Raw genomic sequence first — 14,514 nt, 5'->3', positions numbered from 1 at the left:
TCCTTTATTCAGAAATCATGTTGTCCGTTTAAGCCACTTATTCATAAATCCCCTGATTCCTGTCAAGGTTCCGGATCCCGGAGTTGCAGGTACAGCCAGATAACGAAGAGCAAGTTTCTCTATATCTTTGGAGGCTTTGGCATTGGGATAAGCCAGACTATAGGGCATTTGCCTTTTAACCGCCTTGACTACCTGAGCGTCTTCTGAAATATACCCAAGCAGCGGAATATCCGTCTGCAAAAACCGCCTTGCCACTCCAGCTATTTTATCTGCCACCCGTTCCGCTTCTCGTTCGTCCTCCACCCGGTTAACGATCATCCGAAAGGGCGTAGCATTTTCCTGGCCGTGCATAACTTTGACTAAAGCATAAGCATCGGTTATTGAAGTCGGTTCAGGTGTGGTTATAATCAGGCATTCATCGGCAGCACCGATGAACTTCATATTCTCCCTGGAGAGTCCTGCCCCAGTGTCAAAGATGACATAATCCATTTCCTGGGCAATATCCTCCACTTGACTGGCGAAGAACTCCAGATCACGATCAGACAATGAGAATAACTCTTTCATGCCTGATCCACCAGCAATGTAAGGCAAGCCGCTGGCACCCAGTTGTATGATCTCCCTTATAGATTTTTGTCGGTACAATAGGTGGTAAAGATTATAGGAAGAAGAAGTACCCATAAGAACATCAATATTTGCCATTCCAATATCGGCATCAAACACAAGTACCTTTTTTCCCAAAGCCTGCAATGCCAAGGCAAAGTTCAGTGTAAAATTGGATTTCCCAACACCTCCCTTACCACTGGCCACAGTAATGATCTTTGAGGATCGATTATCTCGCTCAATGCCTTCTAATTCCAATGGCGCGGAGAACATACTTCGAAGTGCAGCTGCCTGATCCTTCATTGTGACCCTTCTCCCAGCAACTGTTTAGACAACGAATCTGCGTCCGGCTTCAACAAATCGTCCGGAACATTTTGTCCATTTGCCACATATGCGAGCTTGAGTGGAAAACGGTGTAACAAGTTAAATAGTGGACCGCAGCTCCCAGTCTCATCCATTTTGGTGAAAATCACCTTATCCAGTCCATATTTACTGAAATGTTCCGTGATCTGAACCATATCAGCACTTTTGGATGTCATACTCATGACCAGAAAGGTTTCGCTGTTCTCTACAGGAGCAAGCAAACTTTGCAGTTCCGAAACAAGTAATTCATTTCTGTAGTTTCTGCCCGCTGTATCCATAAAGATCAAGTCACAATGCTCTAATCTAGAAATGGCACGTTGTGTATCACCGGGCGATTGAACCACCTCAAGTGGAACATTCAGTATAGATGCATATGTTCTAAGCTGTTCTACTGCCGAGATCCGATACGTATCTGATGTAATGAATCCAACTTTACGCTGTTTTTTGAACATTTGTTCAGCAGCCAATTTTGCAATTGTCGTCGTTTTTCCTACACCTGTTGGTCCAGCTACATAGACGATTCGAGTGGTAGGAAGTATCCCTTCTTCAATACGTTGCTCCAAAAAGTGCATGACCTCAAGCTTTACCACTTGTTCTACATCCTGTTCTTTCAATCCATCCTCAGACAATCTTGCTTGAATTGAATCGAACCAGGATTCCCATACTTCAGGCCAAACATCTTGTTCTGTCAAACGTTCTCGGATCGGTTGCAGTTCCTCTGGTACAGGGTCCGCAGAAGTACCCTGCTTCGAAAGCCTGGTCACCATTTGTTTAAGATCCTGCAATTCAGTCATCAACTTATCCTGCTGCAGGTCTGAACCTGTTTGCTTCGTGCCAGTTGTTGAACCCGAAAAATCCGCCCCTTGCGGTCGCGGTTTATGATCCGTGCTCGAAGAACCTGGGCCGCTGTCTATGTCTGAACTGATATTACGTGATTCAAACACAGACGGCGCGGCCGCAGACTTTTCCTGTACACTTTGATCAGCTGTATTCGTTGTCGTCGACTCATCAGAAGCCGCAACAAACGAACGAGCAGTTTGCCGATAAGCCTCAGGTACAAATGCACGAGGTACAGGTGTGAATTGATTTTGTACTTGCTTTGTCGTTTGCTTGTTTTCTTCCTTATCCACTGCAGCTACAACTTCGATCCGTTTTTTGCGAAACATTCCCATCACACCGCCCACCTTGATCTCTTTGGTGGACAGAATGACGGCATCACTTCCCAGGTCTTTGCGAATTTGAAGCATAGCTTCGGGCATGGTCTCAACAACGTATTGTTTTACTCTCATAAGTTCACCACCCCGATACTTTGAATTTCAACATTCGGCTCCAACTCGCTGTAGGAAAGCACTGGAATGTCCTGCATAGTACGTTCAATAACCTGACGCAGATACATCCGAATGGTTGGAGAAGTTAATACAACAGGTTGTTGACCTGATTGAATCAAACGGTTCACTTGTTCACTCAGCTTCTGATACACACTTTGTGTGGAAACAGGGTCTAGCGCAAGATAGCTTCCTTGATCCGATTGTTGCACACTTTCAGCAATTTTCTTCTCAAGACCAGGTCCAACGGTGATCACCCGAAGTGTCTCACCTTTCTGTGAGAACTGCTGAGTAATCTGACGTGAGAGGGATTGTCTGACGTACTCAGTTAGCACATCAGGGTCCTTCGTATACGTACCATAGTCAGCTAGTGTCTCGAAGATGGTAACCATATCACGAATAGATATTTTCTCACGCAATAACTTGGCAAGTACTTTCTGCACATCACCAATGGAAAGTAGAGAAGGAATCAGTTCATCCACCAGGGCAGAATAGTTCTCTCTGAGATTATCCACAAGTGCTTTCGTTTCTTGTCTTCCAAGTAACTCATGCGCATGCTTTTTAATCAATTCCGTCAGATGTGTAGCCACAACGGAAGGTGGGTCTACGACTGTATATCCTGCAAGTTCCGCTCTGTCTTTGGTTACTTCATCAATCCATAGTGCCGGAAGTCCAAAAGCAGGCTCTGTCGTTTCAATACCTGTCACTGACTCCTCATCATAACCTGGACTCATGGCAAGGTAGTGATTCAACAACAGTTCTCCGCCACCTACCACGTTACCTTTGATTTTGATAACATACTCATTGGGTCTGAGCTGGATGTTATCTCGAATCCGTATGACCGGAACGACCAACCCCAGTTCAAGAGCACACTGCCGCCGAATCATAATGATCCGATCCAATAAGTCTCCACCCTGCTGATTATCAGCAAGCGGGATTAAACCATAACCAAATTCAAACTCAATAGGGTCCACCTGAAGCAGGTTAATTACACTTTCAGGACTTCTAACCTCTTCAATCTGCTGTTCTTCTTCCAACTGTTCTTCCGCCACTTGTTTCATATTCAGATTATTCTGCATACGCCACGCGGCATATGCCAACACACCTGCCAACGGAAGCGTAGTAATAACATGAATTGGTGTGAAGAAACCGAGCATGGCAATAACGAAAGCTACGATATAAATGAGTATTGGATATGTAAACAGTTGCCCCGTAATATCATCTGCCAAGTTTCCTTCTGATGACGCTCTGGTGACGATAAGTCCTGCTGCTGTGGAAATAAGCAGAGCAGGGATTTGGCTTACCAATCCATCTCCAATAGTCAATACAGAGTACGTTGACATGGCATCCGCGAAAGCCATCCCATGCACAGTCATCCCGATAATAAATCCACCAATGAGATTGATCAGGAGGATGATAATACTTGCAATTGCGTCACCTTTTACGAATTTACTTGCTCCATCCATTGCTCCATAGAAATCGGCTTCACGTTCAATTTTGGAACGTCGCTCACGAGCTTGTTGCTCGTTGATCAGCCCCGCATTCAAATCCGCATCAATACTCATTTGTTTACCAGGCATCGCATCGAGGGTGAATCGGGCAGCAACTTCAGCTACGCGCTCAGACCCCTTCGTAATAACGATAAATTGAACGACAACCAGGATCAAAAACACAATAAATCCAATCGCAATCTGCCCTCCGGCAATCCAGCTACCAAAGGTAGCAACTACGGCTCCGGCATCCCCTTCACCGAGGATTAGCTTGGTTGTCGAAATATTCAGAGCCAGTCGGAATAGTGTGGTGATCAGCAGCAAAGCTGGAAAAATAGAAAACTGCAACGCTTCTTTGCTGTTCATGGCAACAAGGAGTATCATCAGCGCAATTGAAATATTGACGACCAGTAACAAGTCCAACAGCCAGGTCGGGATCGGGAGAATCATCATCAACACAATGCCAATGATACCCGCAAGGACAGCTATATCTTTAATCTTCAATGAATGTACGGCCTCCGATCCCCTTTTATTTCGTTCTGCCCTTTAGTTTATATACATAAGCCAGCACTTCGGCTACCGCTTGAAACAAATCGGCCGGTATGGCATCACCAATCTCGGCTCTCTGGAACAATGCCCGTGCTAACGGCTTGTTTTCCATCGTAATAACACCGTTTTCTTTGGCAATTTCCTTAATACGCAAGGCGACATAGTCCTGACCTTTGGCAATAATCTGCGGTGCCTCCATCTCTGAACCTTCATACTTTAGCGCAACCGCAAAGTGAGTCGGGTTTGTGATGATTACATCCGCATTTGGCACTTCCTGCATCATACGCTGCATAGCCATACGACGCTGGCGTTCCCGGATTTTACCTTTGATCAGCGGATCACCTTCCATTTTTTTGTACTCGTCCTTGATGTCTTGCTTGGACATTCGGATATTCTTCTCATAATCATACTTCTGGTACATGTAATCAAATATCGCAAGTACCAACAGAGCTACCGCAATCTTGACTCCAAGACTTAAAGTAATTGAAGCAGCAAAATGCAAAATGGCATCCATTGAAAAATGAGAGAGCGATGCAATATCGGACTGGTAACTTGTAATTGTGCTATACACAAGATAGCCGATGATGGTCATTTTCAAAATGGATTTAGCAAATTCGACCAAAGAACGAAGAGAAAAAATATTTTTAAATCCCTTGATCGGATTCAACTTTTCCAGTTTCGGCTTCAAACCTTCACCTACAAGTAGAAAACCTACCTGCATGTAGTTAACGATCAAAGCAATTAATGCTACACCAAGCAGAACAGGAGCAAGCAACAACATCACTTCTATACCGTATCGCATCATGAGCGACATTACATTTTCGTCAGTGACTTCCATGCTCAACCGATTGATGAAGATATCCGTGAAGAGTCGAACCGTACGCTCCTTGTAAAAATCACTGAAAACCATCATGATTAAAAAAGTGAACAGGAGAATTGAAGCACCAGATATCTCCATGCTTTTGACAACCTGTCCCTTTTTACGTGTATCCTGTCTCTTCTTCGGGGTAGCTTTCTCCGTCTTTTCCCCTGAAAATAACTGGAGGTCGAGTTGAAGTTTCATTCGAATCTTGTCCTCCGTTTCACTCATCCCGGCCTTTGCCCAATGGTCCCAAGCAATTTTTCCATGGATCTGAACATTACTTCGAACAATTGACCAAATACAAAGGCGAAGCTGGGAACCAGCAAAAGCAAAATAGCAAGCCCGACAAGCACTTTAAGCGGCATTCCGACAGCAAACACATTAAATTGAGGAGCTGTTTTTGCCAAAAATCCTAATCCTACATCCGTTAAAAACAACGCAACTACCATAGGTGCAGCCATCTGAAAAGCAAGCATAAATGATTCACCTAGCGTCCGAATCAAAAATTCAGCAATACTTCCATCGGCCAACCTTAGGAAAAATACATTTGACAACGGGATCCAGCGATAACTGTATACGAGGGCATCCAGCAGATAATGATGTCCATTCATAGTTAGGAATAAAAGCACTGCAAATGCATATTTGAAGTTACCTGTGAGGGGAGCTGAAGCACCTGTCATTGGATCATATACATTTGCAATACCAAAACCAATTTGTATATCAATAAAAGCACCTGCTGTCTGTACAGCCGTCATCAATAGATACGCAACAAATCCCAAAAGCAAACCAATCAAAATCTCTCTGATGATGAGCAAAATATAACTCAAATCTGTGGGTACAGTCTGGTTTATGCCATATATCATATATACAGTCAATGTGACAAAAGCAGACAGTCCAATTTTGACTGAAGCTGGTACATTTCGAGCCGAAAAAATCGGCGCAGTTACAAAAAATGATGTGATTCGACAAAACATAAGCAGAGCGACAGGGAAACTTTGCAATAATGTCTCCATCTGCTAAAGCCTACCCTATGTATCTGTATAGATTATCGAGAATGTTGAACGTAAAATCGACCAAGATATTTAAAATCCAAGGCCCAAACAAAAGTACCGCCAGAAGTACGGCAACAATCTTTGGCACAAAAGCTAATGTTTGTTCCTGAATTTGAGTTGTCGCTTGGAAAATACTGATTGCAAGTCCTACAACCAGAGCTAGTATAAGCATGGGTGCACTGGCCAGCAATGACGTGTATACCGCTTTCCCGGCCAGACCGATAATAAATTCCGAAGTCATGACCGTCCTCCTTTAACTTTCCGGATCAAGTATTAAAACTCAGTAACAGTGACTTGACAACCAGATACCACCCGTCCACAAGGACAAATAGTAGTATTTTGAAAGGTAATGAGATCATGACCGGCGGAAGCATCATCATGCCCATTGCCATGAGTGTACTCGCAACAACAATGTCTATCACCAGAAAAGGAATAAAAATCATAAACCCCATCTGGAATGCTGTCTTCAACTCACTGATTACATATGCTGGTACCATCACAGTGATTGGAATGTCCTGGTAGGTTTTTGGCTGTTCAGTTTGATTGTACTTCATAAATAACAACAGATCTTTTTCTCTGGTGTGAGTAAACATAAATTTCTTTATGGGATCCGCTGCTTTTTCCAGCGCCTCGGTTTGTGTAAGGTCTCCCTGGAGATAGGGCTGAAGCGCTACCTGATTTATGGAAGACAACGTCGGCGACATAATGAAAAGTGTCAGAAATAGCGCCAAACCGACCAGCACCTGATTGGGTGGCATTTGTTGTGTACCCAAAGATGTACGTACAAAACCTAGCACAATCACAATCCGAGTAAAACTGGTCATCAGTACAAGCATTGCTGGAGCAATACTAAGCACCGTAATTAACAGAATAATGGACAGTGAACTCGTGCTTGGTGTCCCTCCATCACCGTTTCCAATCTGAATATCAATATTCGGAATGGGTTCGGCAAAGGCAACTGTGACAGAAGCCAGACTGATAAGTCCTAGCAAACAACACGCTAACCAAATCTTTTTCTTCATGAATCCCTCGACCGATCTGTAGTATTGTCTTTATCCAGGAGCTTTTCCATCTTCTCTTTACGGTTAGGCATCTGCCGAAGTTTGGATTCAAACATTTCGTGAAAAGAAGTTGTATCCTCTAATTCCATTTCCCGCGGCGGTTCATCTTTACGGAAGCGTTTTGCGAGCTTGGCAATGAGGGGCGAGAAACTTCCTTGTTGTGCAGCAGCATCTCGTTCGAAGGAATCAATGATTCTCTGCGCCTCTTCCAAATCTGAAACCTTATCTACCAACTGGATGTCTTCACCTACACCAAGCAGATATACACTTCCACCAATTTCTATAATTTGCAGCGACTTGTTTTGTCCCAGTCCGACCCCACCCAGAATACGAATCGTGCCCTTCCGGAACCACTGCTGATTCCGCTTGTTTAAGAATCGGATCAGATAGACAATAAGGACCAGGATGACGGCCAGGACAACAATCACCCATACAAGCTGTAAATAATAATTGGTTCCCGCGCCAGCTCCTCCTGGTATATCACCCTGAGCCATCATCATGTCTCTTAAACGCCCAGTGTCTTGCTAATCGCTTCGATAACCCGGTCAGATTGGAACGGTTTAACGATAAAGTCTTTGGCACCAGCTTGAATGGCGTCGATTACCATCGCTTGTTGACCCATCGCGGAGCACATAATCACTTTAGCGTTAGCATCAATCTTCTTGATTTCTTTCAAAGCTGCAATGCCATCCATCTCAGGCATCGTAATATCCATTGTGATCAGATCCGGACGAAGCTCTTTAAATTTCTCAATTGCTTGTGAACCATCCTGTGCCTCACCAACAACCTCATATCCATTTTTGGACAAAATGTCCCGGATCATCATTCTCATAAATGCAGCGTCGTCTACGACTAAAATTCGGTTTGCCATCTTGATTCAAGTCCTCCCTAAATTGTGCTTATTGTAATTTCTGAATTCGGTCCCATTGGCTAACGATATCTATAACACGAACACCAAAGTTTTCGTCAATAACGACAACTTCTCCCTTGGCGATCAGTTTGTTATTCACCAAAATATCGACAGGTTCCCCGGCTAACTTATCCAGTTCGACAATCGAACCCTGTGACAGTTCCAAAATATCTTTAATTTGCTTCTGGGTCCTTCCTAATTCTACGGTGACTTTAAGGGGAATGTCCATCAATAAATTCAAATTGTTTTCGTCAACCTGGCCATACGCCCCATTTTGCAAATTGGCGAATTGAACTGGTTGTACGTTAACATTCCTATTTGGCATTCCACCGTAATGTTGAGGTGCACCATAAGGTTGCTGTGGCGGCATACCATACGGCTGCTGCGGCGGCATTCCTTGAGGCATTCCCATTGGGGTCTGTCCATATCCATTATAGTCCTGAACAGGCTGTTGAGGAGCCTGCGGGGGCTGCTGTTGCTGAACAGGCGGCTGCTCCGCAACCGGTGGTGGCGTTGCTGGTACTGCTACTGGTGCAGGTTCAGGTGTTGTTGCCACCGGTGCGCTGGCAGTTGACTCCTGAGCGCCTCCAATCAGCATGTCTACCATGTTTTTGGCAAAATGCACTGGAAGCAACTGCATCAGATTGGAATCAATCAGATCCCCGATTAACAAACGAAATGAAACTTGGATAAGAGTCTCATCTGCTGGAAGATTACTTACACCCTCTCCACTTTCCAGATTGAGAATATCGATTCCCGGAGGAGAAATATTCACAAAACGATTAAAAATCGTGGACATTGAGGTTGCAGAGGAACCCATCATCTGGTTCATTGCTTCCTGTACCGCACTAATATGGATTTCATTCAGTTCTTCATCGACCGGATTACCTTCGCCACCCAGCATCAAATCAGCGATAACTTGAGCATCTCTCTTCTTGATAACAAGCGAGTTAATGCCTTCAAATCCATCCACGTAATTTACATGAACAGCAACATGCGGCTTAGGAAAAGCTTCTTCAAACTGCGTTCGACTAATAATAGAAACTTTAGGTGTTGTAATATCTACTTTGAGGCCCAATAGCGTGGATAAGGCTGTTGCCGCGCTACCAAATGTAATGTTACCAATCTCCCCCAAGGCATCCTGCTCCAGCTCGGTCAAAAAATCATCAACCGTCTTTTCAGCGGGTTCCGAGCTGTTTATCGACTCCGATTGCCTGAGCAAAGCATCGATTTCTTCTTGGGATAAATAATCCTTACTCGTCAAATTCTTCAACTCCTTCGGTGACAATCTCGTCTATTTGCACAGCCACACGGTCCTTGATTGTCCCCGGACTGCCCATGTATTTCAGTTTGTCACCCACTTTAATGGAAAGTCCCTCATCAACGGGTTTGTTCAACGTAATGACATCACCAACGGACAGACCCAAAAATTCTGCAATTGAAATTCTGGATTCTCCCAATTCCGCAACGATGGGTAACTTGGCTTTGTTCACACGCTCTCTTAGAGCATCATATTCTTCCGGCGCTCTCGTTTTCTTCTCCGAAACAAACCACTGATGAGTGGACAACCGTGACATAATAGGTTCAAGAACGACATGCGGTATACATAGATTGATCATGCCTGTCGTGTCACCAATTTTGGTACTGAGCGAGATCAGAGCAATCGTTTCATTGGGAGATACAATCTGCATAAATTGCGGATTGGTCTCGAGCGCTTCCATCCTTGGGGAAATATCCAACACGGTCTTCCATGCTTCCTGCAAACTTTCAAATGCACGGCTGAATATTCGCTCCATGATGGTCGTTTCAATCTCCGTCATCGAAGCAATCTTTGTCGGAGCACTCCCGGTTCCACCAAGTAGGCGATCCAACATCGCATATCCCACGTTCGGATGGACTTCCATCACCATTCGTCCCTGTAGGGGCTCCGCTTCAAAAATGTTCAATATCGTCATCTTAGGAATAGAACGGATAAACTCATCATAAGGCAACTGTTCGACCTGAACGACATTGATTTGAACGAACGTCCGCAGTTGGGCTGAAAAATAAGTGGTGAGAAAGCGTGCAAAGTTTTCGTGAATACGAGTCAAGCTTCTGATATGGTCTTTGGAAAAACGCACTGCCCGCTTAAAATCGTACGATCTAATTTTCTTCTGAGTTTCTTCCTTCTTCAATTCTTCGGCGTCCATCTCACCAGAAGAAAGGGCTGCTAATAGGGCGTCAATCTCATTTTGTGATAATACATCCACCATGTTCTCACCCCCTTACAGGTCTACAGCGTGTTCTGTTCATTTACATTGGTGCTATAACAATGTCTGAAAAACTAGTGCTTTTCAATTTCGGCTCAGGCAATGCCTCATTAATTAGACCCGTCAGTTTTTCATTGAATTGTTTCATACCCTTGGCCGAACTCAGTTCCTCAGCCTTGGTGTCTGCGAGTGCCTGAATAATAATGGGCTTCACCGTAATACTTTTAATTTTCTCAAAATCTTCTTTGGCTGTTTTATCAGATAAGCTAAAAGAAAAACTAACCATAATAATACGATCAGGATCGGCCAGATTTGTTTTAATCTGTGCGAGCTCTGACGATACCTCTACAATCTCATCCGCAGTCATCTTCTTGGCTTCTGAAGCTGAAGCAGTATGTGTGTCGTCCTTAGTCCCGTTCTGTCCTTGCATAAATACAAACACAACCACCACAATGAGTGTTATTGCAAGCAACATCGTTGCAAGCCAGGGCATCATTTTTTTCATCAGGATTCCTCCGTTTGCTGCACTTTAATAGTGGCTGCCTGAACCCCGATTTCACGGTTGTAATCTTTAATCTTGGAAATAACGTCATCGGCTTTTTCAAGCACAATCAGTCTCTTTCCAGTTACCAGAGTAATATACGTATCCGGCGTCTCTTCCACAATTTCAACCATCAGCGCATTTAACCACATGGGAGAACCATTTAACCGCGTAACCGAAATCATGCTAAGCCCCCTTGATCAGAGTGGGAGGAGCAAGCTCCTCCACGTTTTACAAATTCATTAATCAGCTATTAACGTTTCAGGTTAACAACTTCCTGAAGTATTTCATCCGACGTTGTAATGATCCGGGAGTTTGCCTGGAATCCACGTTGAGCTACGATCATCTCAGTAAACTCTCCAGTCAGATCCACGTTAGACATTTCGAGCTGTCCAGCAATGATTGCTCCTGTTCCGTCCTCAGCACTGTTCGCTGTCAATGGTTCCAGCGCCCCATCCGGATTCGCGTTTGCTGTCATACGGTACAAGTTGCCTCCAATTTTCTCAAGACCTTCCGGATTGACAACTTTACCTATTCCAATCTGCGGACCCGCTTCGATGGTTCCGTCTGCCATGGTCTGGTTAATTGTTCCATCCTGACCAATCGTGAAGGAAACAACATCATCTGGTATCGTAATATTTCCACCACCGCTATCCAGAACAAACAACCCATCAGATGTCAAAAGGTTACGTGCAGCATCCACATGGAAGTCCCCCGCACGAGTCAGATAAGGCACTTCCTGATCTTCACTCAAACGCACCAAGAAGAATCCATCTCCATTAATCCGAAGATCTGTTGGATTGTTCGTTGTCATTGGGCTACCTGCCAGATGCAGCGTATCAATTGAACCTACGGACACACCAAGGCCGATTTGTTTCGCATTGACACCACCAGTTGCATCGCCAGGGGCAGTTACCCCTGCCGTAGTTTGGCTCATAATATCTTTGAACATAACCCGACTGCCTTTGAAGCCAACCGTGTTTACGTTCGCGATATTGTTACCAATTACGTCGAGTTTTGTTTGAAAACCCCGCATCCCGGAAACGCCTGAGTACATTGATTTCAACATTTTTAAAAATCCTCCCAGTCTTCATTTGGTTACCGCATCAGTCGGTCAGCGGCATTCCGGCTCCCGAGAAGGGCCAGCCGGTCAAGAAATGATTACGGCACTATCAATCTGAGTGAACACATTATCCTTCATGCTTTCACTATCCATAGCTGTAACCACAGTACGATTTTTGACATTGACGATAAAAGCCATATCCTGCATTAAAATCAATGACTCTTTGGCTCCTTTGGCAGCAGCTTTGTCCAAAGCAGAACCAATCTGTTCCATTTGCTCGGTCTTGAGTTCAATACCACGCTGTTCCAATCGTTTGGCAGCATGATTGCTCAATTTCAGAAGATTATCTTCCAGCACCTTTGCAAAAGGTTTTTCGGGTATAGCTGTGGCTTCTCCCGTTTTGGGTCTTTGAAGCATATTCGGTGTAATCGGGCCTGCATATAATTGTCCAACCGTTATGCGATCACTCATATCGTTTTCCCGCTATCTTCCGTATCACCCGGTTCAGCGGATGATTCAACTTCCTTGCTCTCGTTCGTTTCAGGGGCTACGTCCTGAACATTCTGTACCGGAGTTTGACTCTCTTCTGCCTGTTTGGGATAGTTCACCTGAATGATCTCATCCAGCTTAATTTCGTCTTTGCCCACTTTTGCGTACTGAACGCTATCTCGTACAATGATGGAATCAACAATTCCCTGACGAAGAGTTCCGTTATCTTCTTTATTAGAAGAAAGCCAACTTACCTCCATGCCAATCATGCCGGATACAGCACCGAGTGACTGGTTCAATGTTTTAAGTTGTGTAGAAATGTTGACCAGTTGTTCCACTGAGCTGAACTGTGCCATTTGAGCGATAAATTCCTTATCCTCCATTGGCTGCATAGGGTCTTGGTTTTGCAGCTGGGTTATCAGGATTTTTAGGAACTGATCTTTACCTAATTCTTTTGTTGCAGCACTTGTGGTTGCTTTATTAGCTGCCGAATAGTTCGGCCAGGTATTATTCGTTGAGACAATTTCGTTAGCCATTTGTTCACCTCATTTCTGTTTAAGCCTTCGCACTAAACGTATCTCTCTGTAATTCATTTCCTTCGACTTGCTCGCTACGCCAGTTACGCAATTCTTCCTGAATTCCTGCTGTAGCTATAGCATCATCCGATTGTTCCTCACGCTCCCGCGAACGGCGTTGTTGCTGAGAGTTACTTCCCGGCTGACGGCCTCCGTCCTGATACATCTGTGATCCGATTGAACTGTTCTGGGTAACCTCAAGTCGTTCCACTTGGATCCCCTGGGCTTGAAGTGAAGAACGCAGCTGTGTCATTTGTTGTTCAAGCATGTCTTTGGCCATCGTATGCTCAGTCATAAACCTTGCAACCAACTGCCCGTTCTGAAGGGTAATTTGAACATCCAACTTCCCTAGATGCTCAGGCCGAAGTGAGATCGTCGCCTCGGAGAATCCTTTTTGCTGTACTATATCCAGCTTGTTGACTACAAACTGTGTCATTTCTTTGGCAAACTGTGATGTTTGCATTACAGGTTCAGCCGGTTTTCCTGCTGTTGTACCTGATGAACGCAAGGACAGCTCTCCCGCAGTAATGATGGTTGAATGTTCCACTTCTCCACCTGCATTGGAAGCAGATGTCGTATCCGCCTCATCTTTCACCTTGGTTCCAGAATTCGCCACTGCCGCAACAAGAACTTGTGGTACGACAGAATCCTGTTTGGGTGCTTGAAGCGAAGTACTTGGAGCAACTTGCACAGTCTGATCCTTAACTGCAGTCAATGTATCCAGTATGGATTTCAGTTGAGTCCATCCTTTGTTATTGCTAGTATCCACTCCAGCCTCTTGAAGCTGACCCTGCAGAGATTGTAGTAGTTGCTTGAATTCCGGAGCGTTCTTCGCAACGTTACTCTCTGGATCATTCATTCCGGCTACTAATTGTGTAAGCATATCTTGCAGAACAAAACGAACTGCTGCCGGATGCTGGGACAGTTCAATTGCAGGTACTGTACTTACGCTTTCCGCTCCGTTCGAAGACTCGTCGGAACCTTCTGCGTTAGTACCAGAAGCATCATTTAATTGTGCATACATCTGTTGAATCAGAGTTTGCAAACCTGCAAGTAGAGTTGGATCATTTTCCAAAGCTTCGTCAAGTGAATCCAAGTCCGTGAACAACGAATTCAGTATATCCGTGATTGATGTCGCTTCCCCTTCTTCACTTGCAGCAAAGGAAAACACCAGCGGATTAGCAGTTAAACTTCCAGTAGCGCTTGAACTATCGCCTTCTGTGTTTCCTCCAGATAACGATTGTGCAAGAGTTTGGAGAAATTCACCGCTAACACCTGCAGCTGAACCTTTCGATTGTGCTCCAGTCGTCTGAGTTGTTCCCGTTGCTTTTGCAGATGCTGTGGATGCCATTTGATATACAATCGACATTTATTTTCACCTCCTC

The 14,514-nt window shown here is 44.6% G+C and carries 17 protein-coding genes; all 17 read right to left on the bottom strand.

All coding sequences use genetic code 11. The annotated features are described in order from the left end of the window. Positions 1–15 precede the first annotated feature (15 nt). The 17 genes from NKT06_RS11210 to NKT06_RS11130 all read right to left on the bottom strand — a co-directional run bounded on the left by NKT06_RS11210 (position 16) and on the right by NKT06_RS11130 (position 14,498). Positions 16–903, bottom strand: coding sequence for a MinD/ParA family protein (locus NKT06_RS11210; protein ID WP_253433805.1), 888 nt, complete (start codon positions 901–903; stop codon positions 16–18). Next, positions 900–2,252, bottom strand: coding sequence for a flagellar biosynthesis GTPase FlhF (gene flhF / locus NKT06_RS11205; protein WP_253433802.1), 1,353 nt, complete (start codon positions 2,250–2,252; stop codon positions 900–902). Before flhF ends, NKT06_RS11210 begins: the two co-directional genes overlap by 4 nt. Beyond that, entirely contained in the window at positions 2,249–4,282 is a 2,034-nt protein-coding gene (gene flhA, locus NKT06_RS11200; RefSeq protein ID WP_133384326.1) for a flagellar biosynthesis protein FlhA, read from the bottom strand. Before flhA ends, flhF begins: the two co-directional genes overlap by 4 nt. A gap of 25 nt (positions 4,283–4,307) precedes the next feature. Beyond that, the gene (gene flhB, locus NKT06_RS11195) at positions 4,308–5,390 is read right to left on the bottom strand and encodes a flagellar biosynthesis protein FlhB (protein WP_483311570.1); all 1,083 of its coding nucleotides are present in this window, start codon (positions 5,388–5,390) and stop codon (positions 4,308–4,310) included. Positions 5,391–5,413: 23 nt separating this feature from the next. Then, positions 5,414–6,202 (bottom strand): flagellar biosynthetic protein FliR, encoded by a 789-nt coding sequence (gene fliR / locus NKT06_RS11190; RefSeq protein WP_253433796.1) that lies wholly within the window; start codon positions 6,200–6,202, stop codon positions 5,414–5,416. 10 nt (positions 6,203–6,212) lie between these two features. Beyond that, positions 6,213–6,482: a flagellar biosynthesis protein FliQ gene (gene fliQ / locus NKT06_RS11185; protein WP_047842485.1), complete on the bottom strand. Its 270-nt coding sequence runs from the start codon at positions 6,480–6,482 to the stop codon at positions 6,213–6,215. Between the two features lie 25 nt (positions 6,483–6,507). After that, positions 6,508–7,263 carry a flagellar type III secretion system pore protein FliP gene (fliP, locus tag NKT06_RS11180; protein ID WP_253433793.1) on the bottom strand — a complete coding sequence of 252 codons (756 nt, stop codon included), beginning with the start codon at positions 7,261–7,263 and terminating at the stop codon, positions 6,508–6,510. Further along, positions 7,260–7,796, bottom strand: a complete 537-nt coding sequence (locus NKT06_RS11175; RefSeq protein ID WP_253442492.1) for a flagellar biosynthetic protein FliO — start codon at positions 7,794–7,796, stop codon at positions 7,260–7,262. Before NKT06_RS11175 ends, fliP begins: the two co-directional genes overlap by 4 nt. An 11-nt stretch (positions 7,797–7,807) precedes the next feature. Further along, positions 7,808–8,173 carry a response regulator gene (locus NKT06_RS11170; RefSeq protein ID WP_017689175.1) on the bottom strand — a complete coding sequence of 122 codons (366 nt, stop codon included), beginning with the start codon at positions 8,171–8,173 and terminating at the stop codon, positions 7,808–7,810. A gap of 28 nt (positions 8,174–8,201) precedes the next feature. Beyond that, positions 8,202–9,476, bottom strand: coding sequence for a flagellar motor switch phosphatase FliY (fliY, locus tag NKT06_RS11165; RefSeq protein ID WP_253433790.1), 1,275 nt, complete (start codon positions 9,474–9,476; stop codon positions 8,202–8,204). Then, positions 9,466–10,464: a flagellar motor switch protein FliM gene (gene fliM, locus NKT06_RS11160; RefSeq protein WP_253433786.1), complete on the bottom strand. Its 999-nt coding sequence runs from the start codon at positions 10,462–10,464 to the stop codon at positions 9,466–9,468. The genes fliY and fliM overlap by 11 nt, the downstream gene beginning before the upstream one ends. A gap of 40 nt (positions 10,465–10,504) precedes the next feature. Further along, positions 10,505–10,966, bottom strand: a complete 462-nt coding sequence (locus NKT06_RS11155) for a flagellar basal body-associated FliL family protein (RefSeq protein ID WP_253433783.1) — start codon at positions 10,964–10,966, stop codon at positions 10,505–10,507. Continuing rightward, positions 10,966–11,187, bottom strand: a complete 222-nt coding sequence (locus NKT06_RS11150; RefSeq protein ID WP_076208897.1) for a flagellar FlbD family protein — start codon at positions 11,185–11,187, stop codon at positions 10,966–10,968. Before NKT06_RS11150 ends, NKT06_RS11155 begins: the two co-directional genes overlap by 1 nt. 68 nt (positions 11,188–11,255) lie before the next feature. Next, positions 11,256–12,071, bottom strand: coding sequence for a flagellar basal body rod protein FlgG (flgG, locus tag NKT06_RS11145; protein WP_253433780.1), 816 nt, complete (start codon positions 12,069–12,071; stop codon positions 11,256–11,258). 81 nt (positions 12,072–12,152) lie between these two features. Beyond that, on the bottom strand, positions 12,153–12,482 hold the full coding sequence (locus NKT06_RS11140) for a TIGR02530 family flagellar biosynthesis protein (RefSeq protein ID WP_442031582.1): 330 nt from the start codon (positions 12,480–12,482) through the stop codon (positions 12,153–12,155). A gap of 50 nt (positions 12,483–12,532) precedes the next feature. Further along, the gene (locus NKT06_RS11135; protein WP_253433774.1) at positions 12,533–13,090 is read right to left on the bottom strand and encodes a flagellar hook capping FlgD N-terminal domain-containing protein; all 558 of its coding nucleotides are present in this window, start codon (positions 13,088–13,090) and stop codon (positions 12,533–12,535) included. A 19-nt stretch (positions 13,091–13,109) separates the two neighbouring features. Next, on the bottom strand, positions 13,110–14,498 hold the full coding sequence (locus tag NKT06_RS11130) for a flagellar hook-length control protein FliK (protein ID WP_253433772.1): 1,389 nt from the start codon (positions 14,496–14,498) through the stop codon (positions 13,110–13,112). Between the last annotated feature and the right edge of the window lie 16 nt (positions 14,499–14,514).

The sequence above is a fragment of the Paenibacillus sp. 1781tsa1 genome (assembly GCF_024159265.1).
In the GTDB taxonomy this organism is placed as follows: Bacteria; Bacillota; Bacilli; order Paenibacillales; family Paenibacillaceae; genus Paenibacillus.
This window is presented reverse-complemented; position numbering and strand designations above follow the sequence as displayed.

Coding starts and splice junctions, on each gene's coding strand:
- NKT06_RS11135 (WP_253433774.1), bottom strand. CDS start 13,090: ATGGCTAACGAAATTGTCTCAACGAATAATACCTGGCCGAACTATTCG.
- fliQ (WP_047842485.1), bottom strand. CDS start 6,482: ATGACTTCGGAATTTATTATCGGTCTGGCCGGGAAAGCGGTATACACG.
- fliM (WP_253433786.1), bottom strand. CDS start 10,464: ATGGTGGATGTATTATCACAAAATGAGATTGACGCCCTATTAGCAGCC.
- NKT06_RS11175 (WP_253442492.1), bottom strand. CDS start 7,796: ATGGCTCAGGGTGATATACCAGGAGGAGCTGGCGCGGGAACCAATTAT.
- NKT06_RS11130 (WP_253433772.1), bottom strand. CDS start 14,498: ATGTCGATTGTATATCAAATGGCATCCACAGCATCTGCAAAAGCAACG.
- NKT06_RS11150 (WP_076208897.1), bottom strand. CDS start 11,187: ATGATTTCGGTTACGCGGTTAAATGGTTCTCCCATGTGGTTAAATGCG.
- NKT06_RS11140 (WP_442031582.1), bottom strand. CDS start 12,482: ATGCTTCAAAGACCCAAAACGGGAGAAGCCACAGCTATACCCGAAAAA.
- NKT06_RS11155 (WP_253433783.1), bottom strand. CDS start 10,966: ATGAAAAAAATGATGCCCTGGCTTGCAACGATGTTGCTTGCAATAACA.
- flhF (WP_253433802.1), bottom strand. CDS start 2,252: ATGAGAGTAAAACAATACGTTGTTGAGACCATGCCCGAAGCTATGCTT.
- NKT06_RS11170 (WP_017689175.1), bottom strand. CDS start 8,173: ATGGCAAACCGAATTTTAGTCGTAGACGACGCTGCATTTATGAGAATG.
- flhB (WP_483311570.1), bottom strand. CDS start 5,390: ATGAAACTTCAACTCGACCTCCAGTTATTTTCAGGGGAAAAGACGGAG.
- fliP (WP_253433793.1), bottom strand. CDS start 7,263: ATGAAGAAAAAGATTTGGTTAGCGTGTTGTTTGCTAGGACTTATCAGT.
- flgG (WP_253433780.1), bottom strand. CDS start 12,071: ATGTTGAAATCAATGTACTCAGGCGTTTCCGGGATGCGGGGTTTTCAA.
- NKT06_RS11210 (WP_253433805.1), bottom strand. CDS start 903: ATGAAGGATCAGGCAGCTGCACTTCGAAGTATGTTCTCCGCGCCATTG.
- fliR (WP_253433796.1), bottom strand. CDS start 6,202: ATGGAGACATTATTGCAAAGTTTCCCTGTCGCTCTGCTTATGTTTTGT.